Origin of the sequence: Pseudogracilibacillus sp. ICA-222130 (assembly GCF_037892545.1) — a bacterium.
Taxonomy (GTDB): Bacteria; Bacillota; Bacilli; order Bacillales; family Amphibacillaceae; genus Pseudogracilibacillus.
The window spans coordinates 1-18236 of sequence record NZ_JBBKBG010000034.1 but is presented as its reverse complement, the minus strand read 5'-3'; the positions used below and the strand labels follow the sequence as shown (position 1 = coordinate 18236).

The 18236-nt window shown below is 33.5% G+C and carries 22 protein-coding genes; 13 read left to right on the top strand and 9 right to left on the bottom strand.

Annotated features, from left to right (window positions below):
- Position 1: 1 nt before the first annotated feature.
- A complete protein-coding gene (locus tag WKT09_RS11715) occupies positions 2–1369 on the top strand; it encodes a TrkH family potassium uptake protein (RefSeq protein ID WP_340416194.1) in 1368 nt (455 codons plus the stop codon).
- Positions 1370–1593: 224 nt separating this feature from the next.
- On the opposite strand, the gene lepB is transcribed toward WKT09_RS11715, so the two are convergent.
- Positions 1594–2118: a signal peptidase I gene (gene lepB / locus WKT09_RS11710; RefSeq protein WP_340416193.1), complete on the bottom strand. Its 525-nt coding sequence runs from the start codon at positions 2116–2118 to the stop codon at positions 1594–1596.
- A gap of 121 nt (positions 2119–2239) precedes the next feature.
- Between lepB and WKT09_RS11705 the strand changes: the two genes are divergently transcribed.
- Positions 2240–2416 (top strand): aspartyl-phosphate phosphatase Spo0E family protein, encoded by a 177-nt coding sequence (locus tag WKT09_RS11705; protein ID WP_340416192.1) that lies wholly within the window; start codon positions 2240–2242, stop codon positions 2414–2416.
- Positions 2417–2431: 15 nt separating this feature from the next.
- Here the strand turns inward: WKT09_RS11705 and WKT09_RS11700 are convergent, their stop codons facing one another.
- On the bottom strand, positions 2432–3331 hold the full coding sequence (locus WKT09_RS11700; RefSeq protein ID WP_340416191.1) for a DMT family transporter: 900 nt from the start codon (positions 3329–3331) through the stop codon (positions 2432–2434).
- Between the two features lie 11 nt (positions 3332–3342).
- Positions 3343–3861 carry a YkyB family protein gene (locus WKT09_RS11695; RefSeq protein WP_445324030.1) on the bottom strand — a complete coding sequence of 173 codons (519 nt, stop codon included), beginning with the start codon at positions 3859–3861 and terminating at the stop codon, positions 3343–3345.
- Between the two features lie 223 nt (positions 3862–4084).
- Here WKT09_RS11695 and cbpB point away from each other — a divergent pair, with 223 nt between their 5' ends.
- The 3 genes from cbpB to WKT09_RS11680 are packed head-to-tail and all read left to right on the top strand — an operon-like array spanning position 4085 to position 6710.
- A complete protein-coding gene (gene cbpB, locus WKT09_RS11690) occupies positions 4085–4534 on the top strand; it encodes a cyclic-di-AMP-binding protein CbpB (RefSeq protein WP_340416189.1) in 450 nt (149 codons plus the stop codon).
- Positions 4535–4561: 27 nt separating this feature from the next.
- Positions 4562–6031 (top strand): MDR family MFS transporter, encoded by a 1470-nt coding sequence (locus tag WKT09_RS11685; RefSeq protein ID WP_340416188.1) that lies wholly within the window; start codon positions 4562–4564, stop codon positions 6029–6031.
- A 16-nt stretch (positions 6032–6047) separates the two neighbouring features.
- A complete protein-coding gene (locus WKT09_RS11680; protein WP_340416187.1) occupies positions 6048–6710 on the top strand; it encodes a potassium channel family protein in 663 nt (220 codons plus the stop codon).
- A gap of 225 nt (positions 6711–6935) precedes the next feature.
- Here WKT09_RS11680 and rnjA read toward each other — a convergent pair whose 3' ends face one another.
- The 3 genes from rnjA to def all read right to left on the bottom strand — a co-directional run bounded on the left by rnjA (position 6936) and on the right by def (position 9732).
- Positions 6936–8603: a ribonuclease J1 gene (gene rnjA, locus WKT09_RS11675; RefSeq protein WP_340416186.1), complete on the bottom strand. Its 1668-nt coding sequence runs from the start codon at positions 8601–8603 to the stop codon at positions 6936–6938.
- Positions 8604–8606: 3 nt separating this feature from the next.
- Complete coding sequence (locus WKT09_RS11670) at positions 8607–8816, bottom strand: DNA-dependent RNA polymerase subunit epsilon (protein WP_340416185.1); 210 nt, start codon at positions 8814–8816, stop codon at positions 8607–8609.
- Between the two features lie 367 nt (positions 8817–9183).
- Positions 9184–9732: a peptide deformylase gene (gene def, locus WKT09_RS11665; protein WP_340416184.1), complete on the bottom strand. Its 549-nt coding sequence runs from the start codon at positions 9730–9732 to the stop codon at positions 9184–9186.
- A gap of 474 nt (positions 9733–10206) precedes the next feature.
- On the opposite strand from def, the gene pdhA reads away from it, so the two are divergent.
- Genes pdhA through lpdA form a run of 4 tightly spaced genes read left to right on the top strand, consistent with a single transcriptional unit; the run spans position 10207 to position 14943 of the window.
- A complete protein-coding gene (pdhA, locus tag WKT09_RS11660; protein WP_340416206.1) occupies positions 10207–11250 on the top strand; it encodes a pyruvate dehydrogenase (acetyl-transferring) E1 component subunit alpha in 1044 nt (347 codons plus the stop codon).
- A gap of 1 nt (position 11251) precedes the next feature.
- Positions 11252–12229 (top strand): alpha-ketoacid dehydrogenase subunit beta, encoded by a 978-nt coding sequence (locus WKT09_RS11655; protein ID WP_340416183.1) that lies wholly within the window; start codon positions 11252–11254, stop codon positions 12227–12229.
- Positions 12230–12260: 31 nt separating this feature from the next.
- Complete coding sequence (locus WKT09_RS11650) at positions 12261–13532, top strand: dihydrolipoamide acetyltransferase family protein (RefSeq protein WP_340416182.1); 1272 nt, start codon at positions 12261–12263, stop codon at positions 13530–13532.
- 4 nt (positions 13533–13536) lie between these two features.
- Complete coding sequence (gene lpdA, locus WKT09_RS11645; protein WP_340416181.1) at positions 13537–14943, top strand: dihydrolipoyl dehydrogenase; 1407 nt, start codon at positions 13537–13539, stop codon at positions 14941–14943.
- 549 nt (positions 14944–15492) lie between these two features.
- Here the strand turns inward: lpdA and WKT09_RS11640 are convergent.
- Complete coding sequence (locus tag WKT09_RS11640) at positions 15493–15609, bottom strand: GapA-binding peptide SR1P (protein WP_445324029.1); 117 nt, start codon at positions 15607–15609, stop codon at positions 15493–15495.
- 265 nt (positions 15610–15874) lie between these two features.
- Between WKT09_RS11640 and WKT09_RS11635 the strand changes: the two genes are divergently transcribed.
- The gene (locus WKT09_RS11635) at positions 15875–16078 is read left to right on the top strand and encodes a hypothetical protein (protein ID WP_340416179.1); all 204 of its coding nucleotides are present in this window, start codon (positions 15875–15877) and stop codon (positions 16076–16078) included.
- Between the two features lie 103 nt (positions 16079–16181).
- The gene (locus tag WKT09_RS11630; RefSeq protein ID WP_340416178.1) at positions 16182–16997 is read left to right on the top strand and encodes an inositol monophosphatase family protein; all 816 of its coding nucleotides are present in this window, start codon (positions 16182–16184) and stop codon (positions 16995–16997) included.
- Here the strand turns inward: WKT09_RS11630 and WKT09_RS11625 are convergent.
- Positions 16994–17167: a DUF5325 family protein gene (locus tag WKT09_RS11625; protein WP_336265851.1), complete on the bottom strand. Its 174-nt coding sequence runs from the start codon at positions 17165–17167 to the stop codon at positions 16994–16996. The genes WKT09_RS11630 and WKT09_RS11625 overlap by 4 nt on opposite strands.
- Before the next feature lie 154 nt (positions 17168–17321).
- Here WKT09_RS11625 and WKT09_RS11620 point away from each other — a divergent pair, with 154 nt between their 5' ends.
- Entirely contained in the window at positions 17322–17630 is a 309-nt protein-coding gene (locus WKT09_RS11620; protein WP_340416177.1) for a YlaH-like family protein, read from the top strand.
- A 39-nt stretch (positions 17631–17669) separates the two neighbouring features.
- Here the strand turns inward: WKT09_RS11620 and WKT09_RS11615 are convergent, their stop codons facing one another.
- Positions 17670–17852, bottom strand: a complete 183-nt coding sequence (locus WKT09_RS11615; protein WP_340416176.1) for a YlaI family protein — start codon at positions 17850–17852, stop codon at positions 17670–17672.
- 109 nt (positions 17853–17961) lie between these two features.
- Here WKT09_RS11615 and WKT09_RS11610 point away from each other — a divergent pair, with 109 nt between their 5' ends.
- Positions 17962–18213 (top strand): hypothetical protein, encoded by a 252-nt coding sequence (locus WKT09_RS11610; protein ID WP_340416175.1) that lies wholly within the window; start codon positions 17962–17964, stop codon positions 18211–18213.
- Positions 18214–18236 lie beyond the last annotated feature (23 nt).

The window sequence follows — 18236 nt, the reverse complement described above, 5'->3', positions numbered from 1 at the left end:
GATGGCAGATGAACAAAAAGTATTGAATAAATTACATAAATTATCTCCTGCACAGTTATTGATCATTTTTTATGGTTTGGCAATTATATTTTCAACGATTCTTTTATCATTGCCTGTTGCGTACAAAGAGGGCGTCCATATTCCTTTTATTGATATTCTATTTACGGCAGTTAGTGCTGTAAGTGTAACAGGGTTAACTACCATTTCTGTAGGAGATAGTTTCAGTACGACAGGTATCATTTTTATCGCGATTATTTTACATTTAGGTGCAGTAGGTATCATGACAGTAAGCACATTCCTATGGTTAATTATCGGGAAGAAAATCGGTTTATCTGAAAGACGCCTTATTATGCAAGACCAAAATCAAACGACTTTTGGTGGGATGGTACATTTAATTAAACAAATTATTTTAATTGTTTTATTATTTGAAACAATCTTTGTGCTTTTATTAGGTACCTATTATATCCCGTATTTTCCAACGATGAAAGATGCGTACTTGAATGGTTTTTTTAGTACGATTAGTGCTTTATCAAATGCGGGTTTTACGTTAACGAATGATTCTTTTATGCCCTATGCAAATGATTATTTCGTTCAGTCCGCAATTATGTTTTTAATTATATTTGGTGCAATTGGATTTCCAGTATTAGTCGAAGTAAAACAATATTTGTTTTTAGATAAAAAGGGAAAAAGACAATTTCGTTTTACCTTATTTACAAAGGTAACATCGATTACGTTTTTTAGTTTAATTATAATAGGGACTATTTTTATTTATTTATTTGATCGATCAAATTTTTTTCAAGGCAAGAGTTGGCATGAATCTTTGTTTTATGCATTATTTCAATCTGTTACAACAAGGAGTTCTGGGCTCTCGACGATGGATGTATCCATGTTATCAGAAACAAACCATTTATTTATGTCATTTTTAATGTTTATTGGGGCCTCGCCTAGTAGTGCTGGTGGGGGAATTCGCACAACTACATTTGCACTCGTTGTCATATTTTTACTTACTTTTATTCGTGGTGGTAAAAATTTAAAATTATTTAATCGAGAAGTATATGAGGAAGATTTACAAAAAGCTGTAACAGTGATGATTGTGGCGATTATGATGGTCTTCGTAAGTTTAATTGTATTATCGCTTATCGAAGAAGCTTCCATATTATCTTTATTTTTTGAAGTAACTTCCGCATTTGGTACGGTAGGACTATCTCTAGGGATAACAGAAGAGTTATCTTCTTTAAGTAAATGTATTTTAATGATTTTGATGTTTATTGGGAGAGTTGGGATTATTACATTCCTTTTAACATTTAGAAAATTAGCAACGAATGAGGAGTTCATACATTATCCGAAAGAACGAATTTTAATCGGATAAAATAATATAAAAGCTTTATTATTTATTAGAAAATTGATATGATATAATTGTAATTTGTAGGTTATCATTATTCAAAGCAGAAAGGGTGCTTCTATTATGTTAGTTACAATCTTTGGAATTGCGTGTTTAGCATTTGGATTACTAAATATAGGGTATTGTTTATTTGATCATGAATAAAAGGAAAGGTTAGGTTTCGTAACGAATGTTACAAAATCTAACCTTTTTTATCGAACTAGCTCAATATTATCGAATGGATATATAATGAAAGCTGATTTGCCTGTTATTTCAGAACGGTGAATTAAACCAAGTTCGTGTCGACTGTCTAAACTAACGGGACGATTATCACCCATCACAAAATAATAATCTTCAGGAATCTCTATCGGTCCAAAGTCACCAGTTAAAATTTCTACATCACGGGTTACATAAGAAGATGATAAAGCTTCTCCATCAATATAAAGTGTATAATCTTTCATTTCAATCGTTTCATTTGGCATGCCAATGACCCGTTTCACATAGTTTTTATCATCATGTTCAATAATGACAATATCACCACGATGAGGGTTTGCAACTAAATAGGAAAATTTATTAATAATTACTCTTTCACCATCTTCTAATGTAGGGTACATACTATTACCATCTACAATAGAGGTGGAAAAAATAAAAGTTCGAATGATAAAGGCAACAATTATAGCAATGATGATTACTTTTAACCAACCGTACCATTCATTGCGAGCAGTGGAGTTAGCCATACAGGACATCCTTTCTTATGTACATACGTTAATAATATAACATAGCATTTTTCTAGTTACGAGTAATTCGTTTAAATAAGATCATGGAAAATATTAGAAATTATAGGGAGAGAAAGTAAGTATGTGTATCACGAAAGACACGCTATTACACCATATTGAACGATATCGAAATGATTTAATCGAAATCGTTCAATTAAAAGGAATGACAAGTGAAGAGGCAATTGAAAAGAGCCAAGCACTCGATCATTTATTAAATCAATATAATCAGTATTTCAATGAAGAGAGTCAACAACGTTAACTAACACATATCGTTTTATTGTATGACTCTCTTTTTTCTATTGGCAAGTGATGGTAACTCAATTAAAATCACCGCAAGAATTATACACCCCATTCCAACAATTTGAAGTATTGTAAATGGTTCCGTAAAAATAAAAATCCCAATTAAGGTGGCAATGACAGGTTCCATTGTGGATAAAATAGCAGCCTTAGATGCTTCAATAAAGGAAAGACCATATGTATATAAAATATAAGCTATTGCCGTTGGAACGAAGCCCAATCCTAGTGCATATAAATAAACATCAGGTTGAAGGAGAAGTGTTCCTTTTTCACGAAACGGAAAAAAAGGAATTAACACTATCGCACTAACGAGAAAAGTATATGTAGTAATGGTTAAACTATCATAATATTGTAATGCAAATTTACTAAAAATACTATACAATGCATAACCTAAACCAGAACATAACCCAATGATAATCGTCATGATTGGAATTGTTTTATCTTGAAGGGGAAAAAATTCTACCACAAGTATAATGCCGATACATGTGCATAATAATGATAAAACTTTATTTTTTGTAATTTTTTCATGTAAAACAATGAATGAAATAATAATGACAAATGCAGGGCCAGTATACAATAAAGCAGCAGATACTTGTACTGTAGATAGCTGAATGGTTTTAAACATACAGTAATTAAAAAATGTAATACTAAACACACCTGTACCGATAAAATACTTTATATGTGAAATACGTTGCAACTTCAAACTTTTATTAGAAGTGAGTCCAGTAAAAACGCATAAAATGATTGCGGCAACTGTCACTCGAATTGTGACCACTTCCATCGGGGTGAAACCAGCTTCATATAAATTTTTCACAAAAAAGCTAATCGTTCCCCAAAGAAATGCTCCTACTAATACAAATAACGTTCCACGATTCATTCTTTTGCTCCTTAATTATATTTTGAAGGGAATTTTTTTGTTGGAGGCCATTCCATTTTTCCGAGAGAAGAAGGAATGTAAAAGGATGAATGTTTTTTATTTCTCATTCTTTTTTTATTCGTATCGTTTCTTCGGTTCGTTGATGGATCATTCCATTCAATATATTGGTAAATAATATTTTTTGCTCGTGATAAAGACATCTTGGTACGAGGATTTCGGTAATGATCATCCAATGAGCCCAGATGTTCTAACGTTTTGAAGTCTTCCTTTTTTGGAGGTAAATGAAAGTAGTAGTTTTCCACTTGAATTAATAAAATGGAATGTTGATTACTAAGTTTCGGATTGTTTGAAAAATGCAGGCCAATTTTTTTTGCATTTCCTTCATCAAGTAATTTTTCGATTGTTTTCTTTTTGATGAAATATAAATGTTGTGGTTCTAGAGCTGTTTTCGCATGTTTATTTATAGTAAATAAAGCTTTTGCAATTTCCATTGTAGTTATTTGTTCCTTCAATGTAATCCTCCTTTTCATTTGTGTATATTAAGATTACACAAAAAAGCGCTTTCTTGCAATATATATCAAATGAAAAAATATGGTTTTATGTCGTGTGATAAAATTTTATGTGTGGTACACTATAGATAAAGAGATTTTTTTTAAAAAAACGTTACAATGAAATCGTTTTCTTTCTATGTTGTAGTTGAATTGGACGTACAATATTAAGGTAGGAAACTAATAGACAGAGGGGTTGCTTTACATGAGTATGACACAAAAAGATAGAGAAATTGATAATATTTTAGTACGTGATTTAATGATTCCATCTGAAAAGGTAGCACATGTGCAATTAAATAATCCTTTGGAACATGCATTACTCGTATTAATTCGTTCAGGATATTTTGCTGTACCAGTATTAGATACATCATTTAAATTAGCTGGTTCCATTAGTAAAACAGTTATTTTGGATCAAATTTTAGGGGTAGAGACATATGAAATGGAAAGGCTGTCCGAATTGAAAGTGCATGAAGTAATGGATGAATTAGTAAGTATTCATCAAGAAGAACCATTTATTAACGGCCTGAAAGCAGTGATTGATTCACCATTCGTCTGTGTAGTAGATGATGATGGATATTTTGTTGGTATATTAACGAGAAGAGCGATCTTGAAAACATTGAAAAAAGATTATTATCAAAAACGAAACCAACATTAATATCGAAAGGAAATGAACATTAATTAGATGGATGATCAGTTAAAAAGGCCTTTTATACTTGCGGCGGTCATGTTAGGGATGTTTTTATCCGCAATAGAGGCAACAATTGTAGCGACAGCGATGCCAAGCATCGTTGCAGATTTACAACATTTTTCGTTATATAGTTGGGTGTTTTCTGCATACTTATTATCATCAAGTGCAACCGTTTTACTTTTTGGTAAATTAGCAGATATGTATGGAAGGAAACCAATCTATTTATTTGGAATTTCTATTTTTTTAATTGGCTCCTTATTTGCTGGTTTTAGTGTTTCAATGTGGTCACTCATCGGATGGCGTTTTATTCAAGGGATTGGTGCTGGAGCGATGATGCCAATTGCAACAACAATCGTTGGAGACATTTATTCCAAAGAAGAGCGTGCCAAAATACAAGGATATTTATCTTCTGTATGGGGGATATCAGCAATCATCGGTCCTTTGATTGGTGCGTTTTTCGTTGATTTTTTAAATTGGCAATATGTGTTTTGGATGAATATTCCGATTGGATTATTATCGATGTTAGGAATCGGAATATTTTTAAAAGAGACGAAAGTAAAAGAAAAACAATCAGTTGATTTATTTGGTACAATAAGTATGATGATTGGCATTACCCTTTTTATGTACATATTAGTGGAAGGTGGAAATTCATTACCATGGAATTCGGTGCCATTTTATCTCGTTCTTGGTGGTTCTATTGTCGCTTTATCGATGTTTTTTATGAAGAGTAAAAAAAGAAATTCAATGATAGCAAAATCAATTTGGTCATATAAAACTATTCGATTAGCGAATATCGCCACATTTATAACTGGAATCATTATGATAAGTGTATCGAGTTATTTACCAACCTTTGTACAAGGTGTATTAGGAAAGTCGGCTTTAATCGCAGGGTTTACGTTAACGACAATGTCTATTGGATGGCCGATTGCATCTGCATTATCTGGTCGATTATTATTAAAAATTGGATATCGTACAACGACATTAATTGGTGGGTTGTTTTTAATAATAGGGACCATTTTATTTATTTGTTTGCCCATAGGACAATCTATTTGGATCGCTAGTTTTGGGTCTTTTTTCGTCGGTGTAGGAATGGGATTTACGAGTACGGCTTTTATCGTGCAAATTCAATCGACAGTAGCATGGAAAGATAGAGGGAGTGCGACAGCATCGAATACCTTTATGCGTTCATTAGGAAGTGCTGTCGGTGTCGCACTGTTTGGTGGAATATTAAACAATGAAATTAATCGGCAAACGATGCAATCGCCTGCTGATGAACAATTAAGTGTAGATGATGTGGATTTACTATTACAAGAGGATAAAATGGCTTCATTATCAAAAGAGGCGATCCATATATTACAAAATGGGTTATCGAATGGATTACAATATATTTATGTAGGTATTTTTATTTTGGCCATTATCACACTTATTTGTATATATTTATTACCAAAAAAAGAAGAAAGTTAGGAAGACGGTGTAGAAAATGAAACGGGAATTTGCTGTAATCGGCTTAGGACGGTTTGGTGGAAGTGTTTGTGAAGAATTAAGTTTAGAAGGAATGAAAGTATTAGCAATTGATAAAAATGAACATAGAGTAAATGAATTTAAAAATATTGCTTCCCACGCGGTAATCGCCGATTCGACAGATGAAGGTGTATTAAAAGAGTTAGGCATTAAAAATATGGACCATGTTATCGTTGCAATCGGCGATAATATAGAAGCGAGTATTTTAACGACTGTTATTTTGGATGATTTAGGAGTCGAAAAAATTACAGTGAAAGCTCAAAGTGACTATCATGCAAAAATTTTACATAAAATCGGTGCAAATCAGGTCGTTCATCCAGAAAGAGATATGGGGAAGCGTATCGCTCATAGTATTATTTCAAGTAATATATTAGATTATTTAGAGCTATCGGATGACTATAGTATGGTGGAAGTTGCAGCGAGTAAAAAAATGCAAGGAAAAACATTGGTTGATTTAAATATTCGTGCAAAATTTGGGTGTAACGTAGTTGCGATTAAAAACGGTAAAGATATTAACGTATCACCGACTGCCGATTATAAAATTAATTATGAAGATACGTTAATCGTCATTGGGGCAGATGACGACATTTCGAAATTTGAAAAGCATTATGTAATTGATTAATATAAATCATCACATGTCTTCATTTAGTTCATTCATAAAAAGTACTGTTTATCTTTTCGCGCATAAACAGTACTTTTTTCGTTATAGTTCGTCGTTAATGGAGGTTAACGTAACTTCCAAATCACCAATAGGTGGAAATTTTTCATCCGTATGATTAAAAAAGACATTAGTGGAAAGGAAAATCCACTAATGTCTTTTATTACTTTTTCATTCGAAAACGAAAATTTATACTTCCATAATGATCGGTAAAATCATCGGACGACGCTTCGTTTTCTCATATAGTAACGGTGCAATCGTATCGATAATTTCATTTTTAATTTCAGACCATTTACTCGTTTTACGTTGCATAATTTTATTTAAATGTTCTGCAACAAGTTTTTGTGCCTCATTAATTAAATCTTCAGATTCACGCATATAAACGAATCCTCTTGAAATAATATCTGGTCCAGCAGCGATTTCGAAGTTTTTCATATTGATGCTTACAACGACAATGACTAATCCTTCTTCTGAAAGAATTCGACGGTCACGTAAAACAATATTTCCGATATCACCAATACCACTACCATCTACGTAAACAGAACCTGAAGGAACACGTCCAGCAATAGCTGCTGTATCTTTTCCTAAAGCTAAAACATCTCCATTATCCATGACGAATGTATTTTGTTCTTCTACGCCACATTCTACGGCATGTTTCGTATGTGTTACTAACATAGAATATTCTCCATGGATAGGCATGAAGAATTTTGGTTGCATTAAACGTAGCATTAATTTTTGCTCTTCTTGGCTACCATGACCCGAAGTATGAACCTTACTTAATGGACCGTGAATGACATTTGCCCCTGCACGCATCAATTGGTTAATTGTGCGGCTTACACTTATATTGTTACCAGGGATTGGTGTAGAGGAGAATACAACAGTATCTCCAGGAGCAATAGAAATTTGTCGATGTGTACCATTTGCGATTCTAGATAAAGCGGCCATTGGCTCACCTTGAGAACCAGTACATAATACTGCAATTTCATTTGCAGGATAACGATTAATCTGGTTTGTCTCGATAAATGTTTCCTTCGGTGCATTAATATATCCTAATTCACGACCGATTTCAATCGCTGATTCCATACTTCTACCGATAATTGCAACTTTACGGTTATATTTAACAGCTGCGTCTACAACTTGTTGTAATCGGTAAATATTGGAAGCAAATGTAGCGAAAATTAATCTTTCATTAGAACGTGCAAAAAGATCGTAAATATTTTCTTTGACAACACTTTCTGAAAGTGTAAATCCAGGTACTTCACTATTCGTACTATCGGATAGTAAACAAAGTACACCTTCTTTACCAATTTCCGCCATCTTCGCAATGTTTGCAGGTTCGCCAACAGGTGTAAAGTCAAATTTGAAATCACCTGTATGAACGATATTTCCTGAAGGAGTTTTTATAACGACACCATATGAGTCAGGGATACTGTGTGTAACATGGAAAAAGCTAACAGATGTTTTATGGAACTTTACCACGTCGTCTTCACTAATAATGTTTAATTTTGCATTTCTTAATAAGCCATGTTCTTCTAATTTTTTTCTAATAAGTCCAATCGCAAGTTTTCCAGCATAAATAGGTATGTTTAATTCACGTAATAAATATGGGATCCCACCAATATGATCCTCATGTCCGTGTGTAACGATTAATCCTTTAATTTTTTCTTTGTTTTGTACTAAATACGTATAGTCAGGAATCACATAATCAATTCCAAGTAATTCATCTTCAGGGAATTTAATTCCTGCATCGATGAGAATAATTTCGTCTTGGAATTGTACGCAATACGTATTTTTACCAATTTCGTCTAAGCCTCCAAGTGCAAAGACTGCCGTTTGATCGTTTTTAACAAATTTCATGGATTACACACTTTCAATTTTGAAATCTGGTGATTTTTTTTCATACTCTAAATGTGCTTCATTCAATAATTGGATTAATTCAATGTTGTATTTGCGATCGCTTAATTTTTGTCGAACTTCACGTTCTGAAGATGCTTCTACGTATAGGCTTTTTGTTTTTTCACGTACTGGAGCACCTTCTATTGATTCTTGATATAAAACTTTATAAATCATTCTATCTCTCCTAAATTTCGTTTATTGTTTGCTACATCTGTTTTTTGTTCATATATGGTTGCGGTACACGTCCCTTTAAAAAACCCTTCAATTCCTGTCATGTTCACGTTTAGACGTCCTGCGATTATGTTGCAACCATGCACTCCTATCTAGTACATTTTGCAAAATGGTTAAACCGATCCAATCCCTATTATTAATCATTATAATATGATTTCGATATTAATGAAATAAATATTAATAAAATTGTGTAAATCTTTTACATATGATGTATCTTTTAACGAGAAAATATACAATGAAATTGCATGAAAAGAACAATTCCCTTAAAGAAAATAACCTCTGTATCCTTTAAGAAAATTGTTCTTTACGATTACTCAATTATTTTAGCATTTTCCGGAATGTGGAAAGGATTCTCTTTATTAATATGGTCATAAAACATAATTCCATTTAAATGGTCAATTTCATGTTGCATGACGATTGCTGGATATCCTTTTAATCGAATTTTCACTGGATTTCCGTTGATATCAAAAGCTCTTACCGTTATCTTTGCATTACGCGGTACATACCCTTCGATTACTTCATCAACAGATAAGCAACCTTCCCCGCCACCTAAAAAAGCTTTTTGGACGGAGTGGCTAATTATTTTTGGATTCATTAATTGATAGCTGTACAATTGATCATCGTATTCGAAATGCACCACTAATAATTGCTTGCTAATTCCGATTTGTGGTGCAGCAAGTCCTACACCAGATCGTAAATGATATTTTTCAGCTATTTCCTCGTCTTGGCTATTCTTAATAAATGTTAACATATCCTCTAATATTTCTACATCTTCCTTTAAAGGAGGAATTGTAACTTCTGCTGCCTTTTTTCGTAAAACAGGATGTCCATCTCTTACAATATCTTTCATTAATAACATACATATTACTCCTATCTCTATGATCAACATGTTCAATCATATCTTATCATAAAAATGAAAAAATATCGGAAATGTTGTTCGAAAAGGAAAAATAATTTTTATATCATGCATGAATCTATTTAAAGAGGGTAAACAATTCATGTGGGTGTTGTAGTAACACAGTATAAAAAACACCTTAAAAATTAGTACAGTTTATCTATTTCACTATAACAGTTTTACAAAATAATAATATTTCTAATTTTAAATTAAAAAAATCAGTTCAAAACATTGACGTTACGGATGTTTTTTCGTACACTGTAAATAGTTGATGTGTATCAATGAAAAGTGAGTGAATTTATATAACAGTTTTGTTAGTGATTTACTCTAATAAAATTAAAAGCAATCTTTTATGTTTTAAAAATAATAAACTTATGTAGGAAAGGATAGGTGATTACATTGAAACATGTATTACAAGATGTTGAAAATAAATTTGAAATGTTTCAAGTGTTGAATGAAGAAGGAGAAATTGTAAACGAAGAATTTGCTCCTGATTTATCAGATGAAGAGTTGCAAGAACTAATGTCAAGAATGGTATATACAAGAGTGTTAGACCAAAGATCCATTGCATTAAACCGTCAAGGAAGATTAGGGTTCTATGCACCGACAGCTGGTCAGGAAGCTTCTCAAATTGCGAGTCATTTCGCGTTAGAAAAAGAAGACTTTTTATTACCAGGATACCGAGATGTACCACAAATGATTTGGCACGGATTACCTTTATATCAAGCATTTTTATTCTCAAAAGGTCATTTTCATGGAAACCAAATGCCTGAAGGTGTAAATACATTAAGTCCGCAAATCATTATTGGTGCGCAATATGTGCAAGCGGCTGGAGTTGCTTTAGGAAAGAAATTACGTGGCAATAAATCAGTTGCTGTAACGTATACTGGTGATGGTGGTACATCGCAAGGAGATTTCTATGAAGGAATGAACTTTGCAGGAGCATATAAAGCACCAGCTATATTCTTTGTACAAAATAACTTATTCGCGATTTCAGTCCCAGTTGAAAAACAAACTGCGGCGAAAACATTAGCACAAAAGGCAGTTGCTGCTGGTATTGAAGGATATCAAGTAGATGGAATGGACCCGTTAGCTGTTTACGCTATTACAAAATATGCTAGAGAGCGTGCGATTAATGGGGAAGGACCAACATTAATTGAAACGATGACATATCGCTACGGGCCACATACAATGGCAGGGGATGACCCGACAAGATACCGTACAGATGATTTAGATACGGAGTGGGAAAAACGTGACCCTTTAGTACGTTTCCGTAGTTATTTAGAGAAAAAAGGCTTATGGTCAGAAGAAAAAGAAGAAGAAGTTATTGAACGTGCAAGAGAAGATATTAAAGAAGCGATTAAAAAAGCCGATGCACAACCAAAACAAAAAGTAACAGAGTTAATCGAGCATATGTTTGAAGAATTACCACAACATTTAGAAGAACAATTAGCGGAATATAGAGAAAAGGAGTCGAAATAAAATGGCACAAATGACAATGATCCAAGCGATTACAGATGCTTTAAGAACCGAATTAAAGAACGATGAAAATGTGCTCGTATTCGGCGAAGACGTTGGACAAAACGGTGGTGTGTTTAGAGCAACGGAAGGTTTACAAAAGGAGTTCGGTGAAGAACGTGTATTTGATACACCGTTAGCTGAATCGGCGATCGGCGGTCTTTCAATCGGGCTTGCGTTAGAAGGATATCGACCAGTACCTGAAATTCAGTTCTTCGGATTTTTATATGAAGTAATGGATTCGATTAGTGGTCAAATGGCAAGAATGAGATACCGTTCAGGAAATGCCTACAACGCTCCAATCACGGTTCGTTCCCCATTTGGTGGTGGTGTACAAACACCAGAGTTACACGCAGATTCTTTAGAAGGTTTAATGGCTCAACAACCTGGATTGAAAGTTGTTATTCCATCTAATCCTTATGACGCGAAAGGTTTATTAATTAGTGCAATTCGAGATAATGACCCTGTTATTTTCTTGGAGCATATGAAATTATACCGCTCATTCCGTGAAGAAGTACCAGAGGAAGAATATACAATCGAAATCGGAAAAGCAGATGTAAAACGTGAAGGAAAAGATGTAACAATTATTGCGTATGGTGCAATGGTTCACACTTCATTAAAAGCTGCTGAAGAATTAAAAGAAAAAGGAATTGACGCTGAAGTAATTGACTTACGTACGGTTTCACCGATTGATATCGATACTATTTTAGAGTCTGTTCAAAAAACAAACCGTGTAGTAGTCGTGCAAGAAGCACAACGTCAAGCTGGTATCGCTGCGAATATTGCGGCTGAAATTCAAGAACGCGCAATTTTACATTTAGAAGCGCCAGTATTACGTGTTACAGCGCCTGATACTGTATATGCTTTTGCAGCGGCAGAAGAAGTGTGGTTACCAGATCATAAAGATGTAATTGAAAAAGTAGAAGCTGTTATAAACTTTTAACGAAATGAATAATGAATAGGAGGTAGACATCGTGGCTTTTGAATTTAAATTACCGGATATTGGAGAAGGAATTCACGAAGGAGAAATTGTGAAATGGTTCTTCAATGAAGGGGACGAAATAAAAGAAGATGATGTACTTTGTGAAGTACAAAATGACAAAGCAGTGGTAGAAATTCCTTCCCCAGTAGATGGTACGGTGTTAGAAATTAAAGTACCTGAAGGAGAAGTGGCGGTTGTAGGAGATGTATTAATTCGTATCGATGCGGAAGGATATGAATCGGAGGAGCCTACAGAAGAAACAATAGAAGAATCGCCATCAGAAGAAAAAGAAACAGTAGTGGAAAAGGCGGCACCAAAAGAAACGACAGAAACGGTGGCAGAAGATGAGAAGAAATTAGTTATTGCAATGCCATCTGTTCGTAAATATGCTCGTGAACAAGGTGTAGCTATCCAAGAAGTAACTGGTTCAGGAAAAAATGGCCGTATTTTAAAAGAAGATGTCGATGCATTTGTATCTGGAGACACTCCTAGCGAGGAGCCTACAGTAGAAACGGAAAGTCCGTCAGAAGAATATGTAGCCCCTGTCGCAACAACGGGAACATATCCTGAAACTCGTGAAAAAATGAGTGGTATTCGTAAAGCAATTGCTAAAGCGATGGTGAATTCGAAAACGAAAGCTCCTCATGTTACGTTATTAGATGAAGTAGATGTAACAGAATTAGTGGCACATCGTAAACGATTCAAGGAAGTTGCTTTAGATCAAGGGATTAAATTAACTTATTTACCTTATGTGGTAAAAGCATTAATTTCTGCATCGAAGAAATTCCCGATTTTAAATGCTGCAGTGGATGATGAAACAGATGAAATAATTTACAAACATTACTATAATATAGGTATTGCTGCTGATACAGAGAAAGGTTTACTCGTTCCAGTAGTGAAAGATGCAGATAGAAAGTCACTATTTGAAATTTCACAGGATATAAATGAGTTGGCAGAAAAAGCTCGTAGTGGTAAACTAACAGCAGAGGAGATGAAAGGTGCTTCTAATACGATTACGAATATCGGTTCCGCTGGTGGACAATGGTTTACTCCAGTATTAAATTATCCAGAGGCAGTTATTTTAGGTATTGGTCGTATTCAAGAAAAACCTGTTGTTCGTAATGGAGAAGTTGTAGTTGCGCCAGTATTGGCATTATCACTAAGCTTTGACCATAGAATTGTTGATGGAGCAACAGGACAAGAAGCATTGAATCAAATCAAAAGATTATTAAATGATCCACAGTTGATCATGATGGAGGCGTGAAATAATGGTAGTAGGAGATTTTCCAATCGAAGTTGATACGCTAGTTGTTGGTGCAGGTCCAGGAGGATATGTTGCAGCAATTCGTGCGGCTCAATTAGGTCAAAAAGTTACAATTGTTGATAAAGGAGCACTAGGTGGAACATGCTTAAACGTTGGATGTATTCCTTCAAAAGCATTAATCCAAGCTGGTCACTTAACAGATGCAGCTCGTGGTAATGAAGAATTAGGAATTACGACGGAAAATGTAAAAGTTGACTTTGGAAAAGTTCAAGAGTGGAAGGGAAATGTTGTGAAACGTTTAACTTCTGGTGTAGAAGCATTATTAAAAGGAAATAAAGTGGACGTCGTTAAAGGTGAAGTTTATTTCGTTGATAATAACCATGTAAAAGTAATGGATGAAACTCAATCTCAAACATATACATTTAAAAACTGTATTATTGCTACAGGTTCAACACCAATTGAGATTCCTAGCTTTAAATTCTCAGATAGAGTACTTGATTCAACTGGTGGATTAAGCTTAGAGGAAGTACCTGAAAAATTAGTTGTTATTGGTGGTGGATACATCGGTACGGAATTAGGTTCTGCTTATGCGAACTTTGGTACAGAAGTTACAATTATCGAAGGTGAAAAAGAAATTTTAGCAACGTTTGAAAAACAAATGTCAAACATCGTTACGAAACGTTTAAAGAAAAAAGGTGTTAATATTGTAACGAGTGCAATGGCTAAAGGTGTAGAAGAAACGAAAGACGGTGTTAAAGTAACGTACGAAGCTAACGGGAAAGAAGAAACGGTTGAAGCGGATTACGTATTAGTAACGGTAGGTCGTCGTCCAAACACTTCAGATATCGGTTTAGAGCAAGTTGGTATTGAAGTAGACGAACGAGGACTTGTGAAAATTGATAAACAATGCCGTACGAATATCGATAATATATATGCAATTGGTGATATTGTAGCAGGATTACCTTTAGCTCATAAAGCTTCTTATGAAGGTAAAGTTGCAGCTGAAGCAATTAGTGGTAAAAAATCTGAAATTGATTATATTGGAATGCCAGCAGTTGTATTCTCAGATCCAGAAATGGCTTCTGTTGGGTATACTGAAAAAGAAGCGAAAGATGCTGGAATTAAAGTTAAAGTTGGTAAATTCCCATTTGCAGCGAACGGACGTGCTTTATCATTAAATGATACGGATGGATTCTTGAAGTTAATTACTCGTGAAGAAGATGGCTTAGTAATTGGTGGCCAAGTGGTTGGTCCGAATGCAAGTGATATGATTTCAGAAATTGGCTTAGCAATTGAAGCGGGAATGACTGCAGAAGATGTCGCTTTAACTGTCCACGCTCACCCGACATTAGGCGAAATTACGATGGAAGCAGCAGAGGTTGCATTAGGAACACCGATTCATACGCTATAAACATAATGTTCATTAGGAACATTGTTAAGTATATAAAAAAAGGTTCAGTAAAATTACTGAACCTCTTTTTTTAGGGTTCTACAATATTTAGGGTTCTACAATATTTAGGGTTCTACAATATATGGTGCTGGTGGATAAAACACTGGCACCATTTTTCATTATAAAAGGAAAGTTTCGAAATCAAGGTATAACGTAATTCCGTACTATGATATGGAAACAATCTAACTATCTAAATTTTCCTTTTTAAAAATAGGATATTTACTTTATGATTAATTTATATATGTATACTTTAAATATCATATAATATAAAAAAGCTTGAAACATATCAAAAAAGTAAGTACAAAACAAGCATGTCAACGGAGAACTTTAGAAATGTATACGGATCTCAACAGATGAGAAATCGTATATAAACAAGCATCTGTTAGGTATTGCTTGACATAGGCTTAGTAGCTATGTGCTAGAAAGCGCACTAAATTTCTAACGTCATGAATATAACCAATTCGTGTTTTGAAAACTTCTTTAGATTATGTTTCAAACTTTTTATCATTATTATTTATTATTATTGCATGTTGAACACGTACTGTATAACTTTGTTACTTTTTCTTCTTCGTAGTAATGAATAACTTCCTGGCATTCTTGACAAATAATGATTCCCACAAGAGTCATCTCCTCTACAAATTTACTATGTAACTATTATTATAGTATGACACATTTTGAATGTCAACTGTAAATAGTATAACACATTTGTTAAATGGAATATATTATGACAAAGAACCTATTTTGTGACAAATACCTTTATTTTACAAAAATGTGTTTCGGAGTTTATATATGAACACAATCGGGAATAAATAAGTAAAGTAATATATATAAAGAAGCAACCATCATGATGAACAACCTATAGATTACGATTTCCAAAAAGGGTGTGAGTGAAATGAAATATTTAGTGGAACAAGTAGAGAAAAAGAAAAATGAACAGGTCATCCATACTATTAAACTTGAAATCGATTATGAATTGTTAACATTATATGATGCGATGGAAATTAATAATGAGGAAAAAATAGAAGAATCAAAATTAAAACTAAATAAATTAGTGAAAAAATTACATTTATTAAACAAGCTAACGACCGATGCATAAAGATTACATCGAAATTTATGCATTTAACAGGATTGTTTGCTACAATATACTAAATTCAATAATATATTTGAGCAAAGTTGTGTATGATATGGGGGCCAATATAATGGATGTCATTCAACGTGAAATTTTATTCAATCGCATTAGATCATGGATATTAGATGCAGGCAACATAATCCAAGAAAACATGTATAATTCACTGACGATCGATACTAAATCAAATCCAAAAGATTTAGTAACTGAATTAGATCGTCAGGTGGAATTTTTTTTTGCTACGAAAATAAAGGAACATTATCCAGACCATTTATTATTAAGTGAAGAAGGATATGGGGATCATTTATCGCATTTTAATGGAACAATTTGGGTGATTGATCCAATAGATGGTACGATGAATTTTGTGAATCAAAAACAAAATTTTGCTATTTCAATTGGAGTTTATGCAGATGGAATCGGTGAAATTGGTTTTATATACGATGTGATGCGTAATAATTTATATAGTGCTATGAGAGATAATGGCGCATATAAAAATAATGTACGACTTCAGCCTTTACAAGAAAAATTGACGTTGAAAGAATCTGTCATTTGTATGAGTCATCGATGGTTTATGCCGAATCGATTCGTAGATGAAGAAGTAATGCATTTATTATCGAAAGAAGTACGTGGATTAAGATCGTATGGGTCTGCAGCAATTGAATTAGCATATGTCGCAGAAGGAGCGGCAGATGCATATATTTCAATGGGGCTAGAACCATGGGATGTAGCAGCAGGAAGAGTAATTCTAAAAGAAGTAGGCGGAAAGCTAACGAATATTGATGGAAAAGATATACCGATGTTAACGAGAAGTACGATTATTGCTTGTAACCCATCTATTCAATCGAAGTTATTACATGAATACTTTAAAAAAGGAAAAAAAGTGACTTAATTGTCACTTTTTCGTTTTGTGGCGATCCCATAACCCATGATAAGAAAGCCTAGTAAAATAAAGATGACGATAAATAATATACTTTCATAAGATATTGCGACACCAACTAAACAAAACATTAGAACGACTAATGTTGCTAATAAAAATTTTGGTAAATTAAAATTTTGCAATGTAACTCACTCCTATTTGCTATCATCGTTAGTATAAACGATTTTTCTTGAAAAAGAAAACGATGTGTAATTTTAGACGGATGATTGGAATGAACAGAGAAGTTTTAGTATGATATAATATGGGGTAAAATGAATATGTTTGCGAGGAGAAAATATGGGAACTGATTTTGGATTAATGTTCAATTTTTTACAATCAAATTTTGGCACAGAGCATATGTTTTGGACATTTTATGTTCTAAACTTAATTTTAAGTATGATCGCCTATAAGTTAGGATTTGCGCGCGAATTACCATTATTAAAATCAATGATCGTATATGTTATGTTGGCAATTGGTGTATTTATTATTACTATTTTTAGTGTATTTAAATTGCCAATGACAGAATCATTGATTATTATTTGTGCAGTATTAGGAATTTATCGATATAGAATGTACAAGGAACGCTCAAATAAAAATGAAGGATAAAAATAGCTTTTATAAGGGGAAACCTTTATAAAAGCTATTTTAATATCCTTTATTTACAATGAACTTTCCTGTCGCTAATCTTTTTTCTGTATTTACTTTAATTCTATCATAACAAGTGGGACAAAGATAAGCATGATTACGTTGTGATCTTAATCTTCTTGCTGCATAACTATGACGGTCAATAGTTTCTTCTACATCACAAAGTGCACATATTACATCCATTTCATTCATCACCTCATTTTATATCATAGTTTTATTTTATCCTGTTTAAATTTAAACGTAAAGGGTAAATTATAGGAACAAGCAATTTAATGAAGAGAGGATGTCCATATTGAAGAAGAGAATTATCGTACCAATTGTCGGTGCTGCAGCAACACTTGGTTTAGCATATATGATCAAAAATAAAGACGGGAAAGAAACGACAACCTTTTCTGATGTGTTAAATCAGGCAGGTAAGCCAGATCAAATGAATGGGGAAGAAACAGATCAATTAGAAAATGCAAAAATGGTATCGGAAGGTTCCCAATTTGGTGTACGGTATTTTAATGAAGTATCAGAAGAATTTGACGAAGACAGTCCATAAAAAAAACAGCCTCTTGGTACATA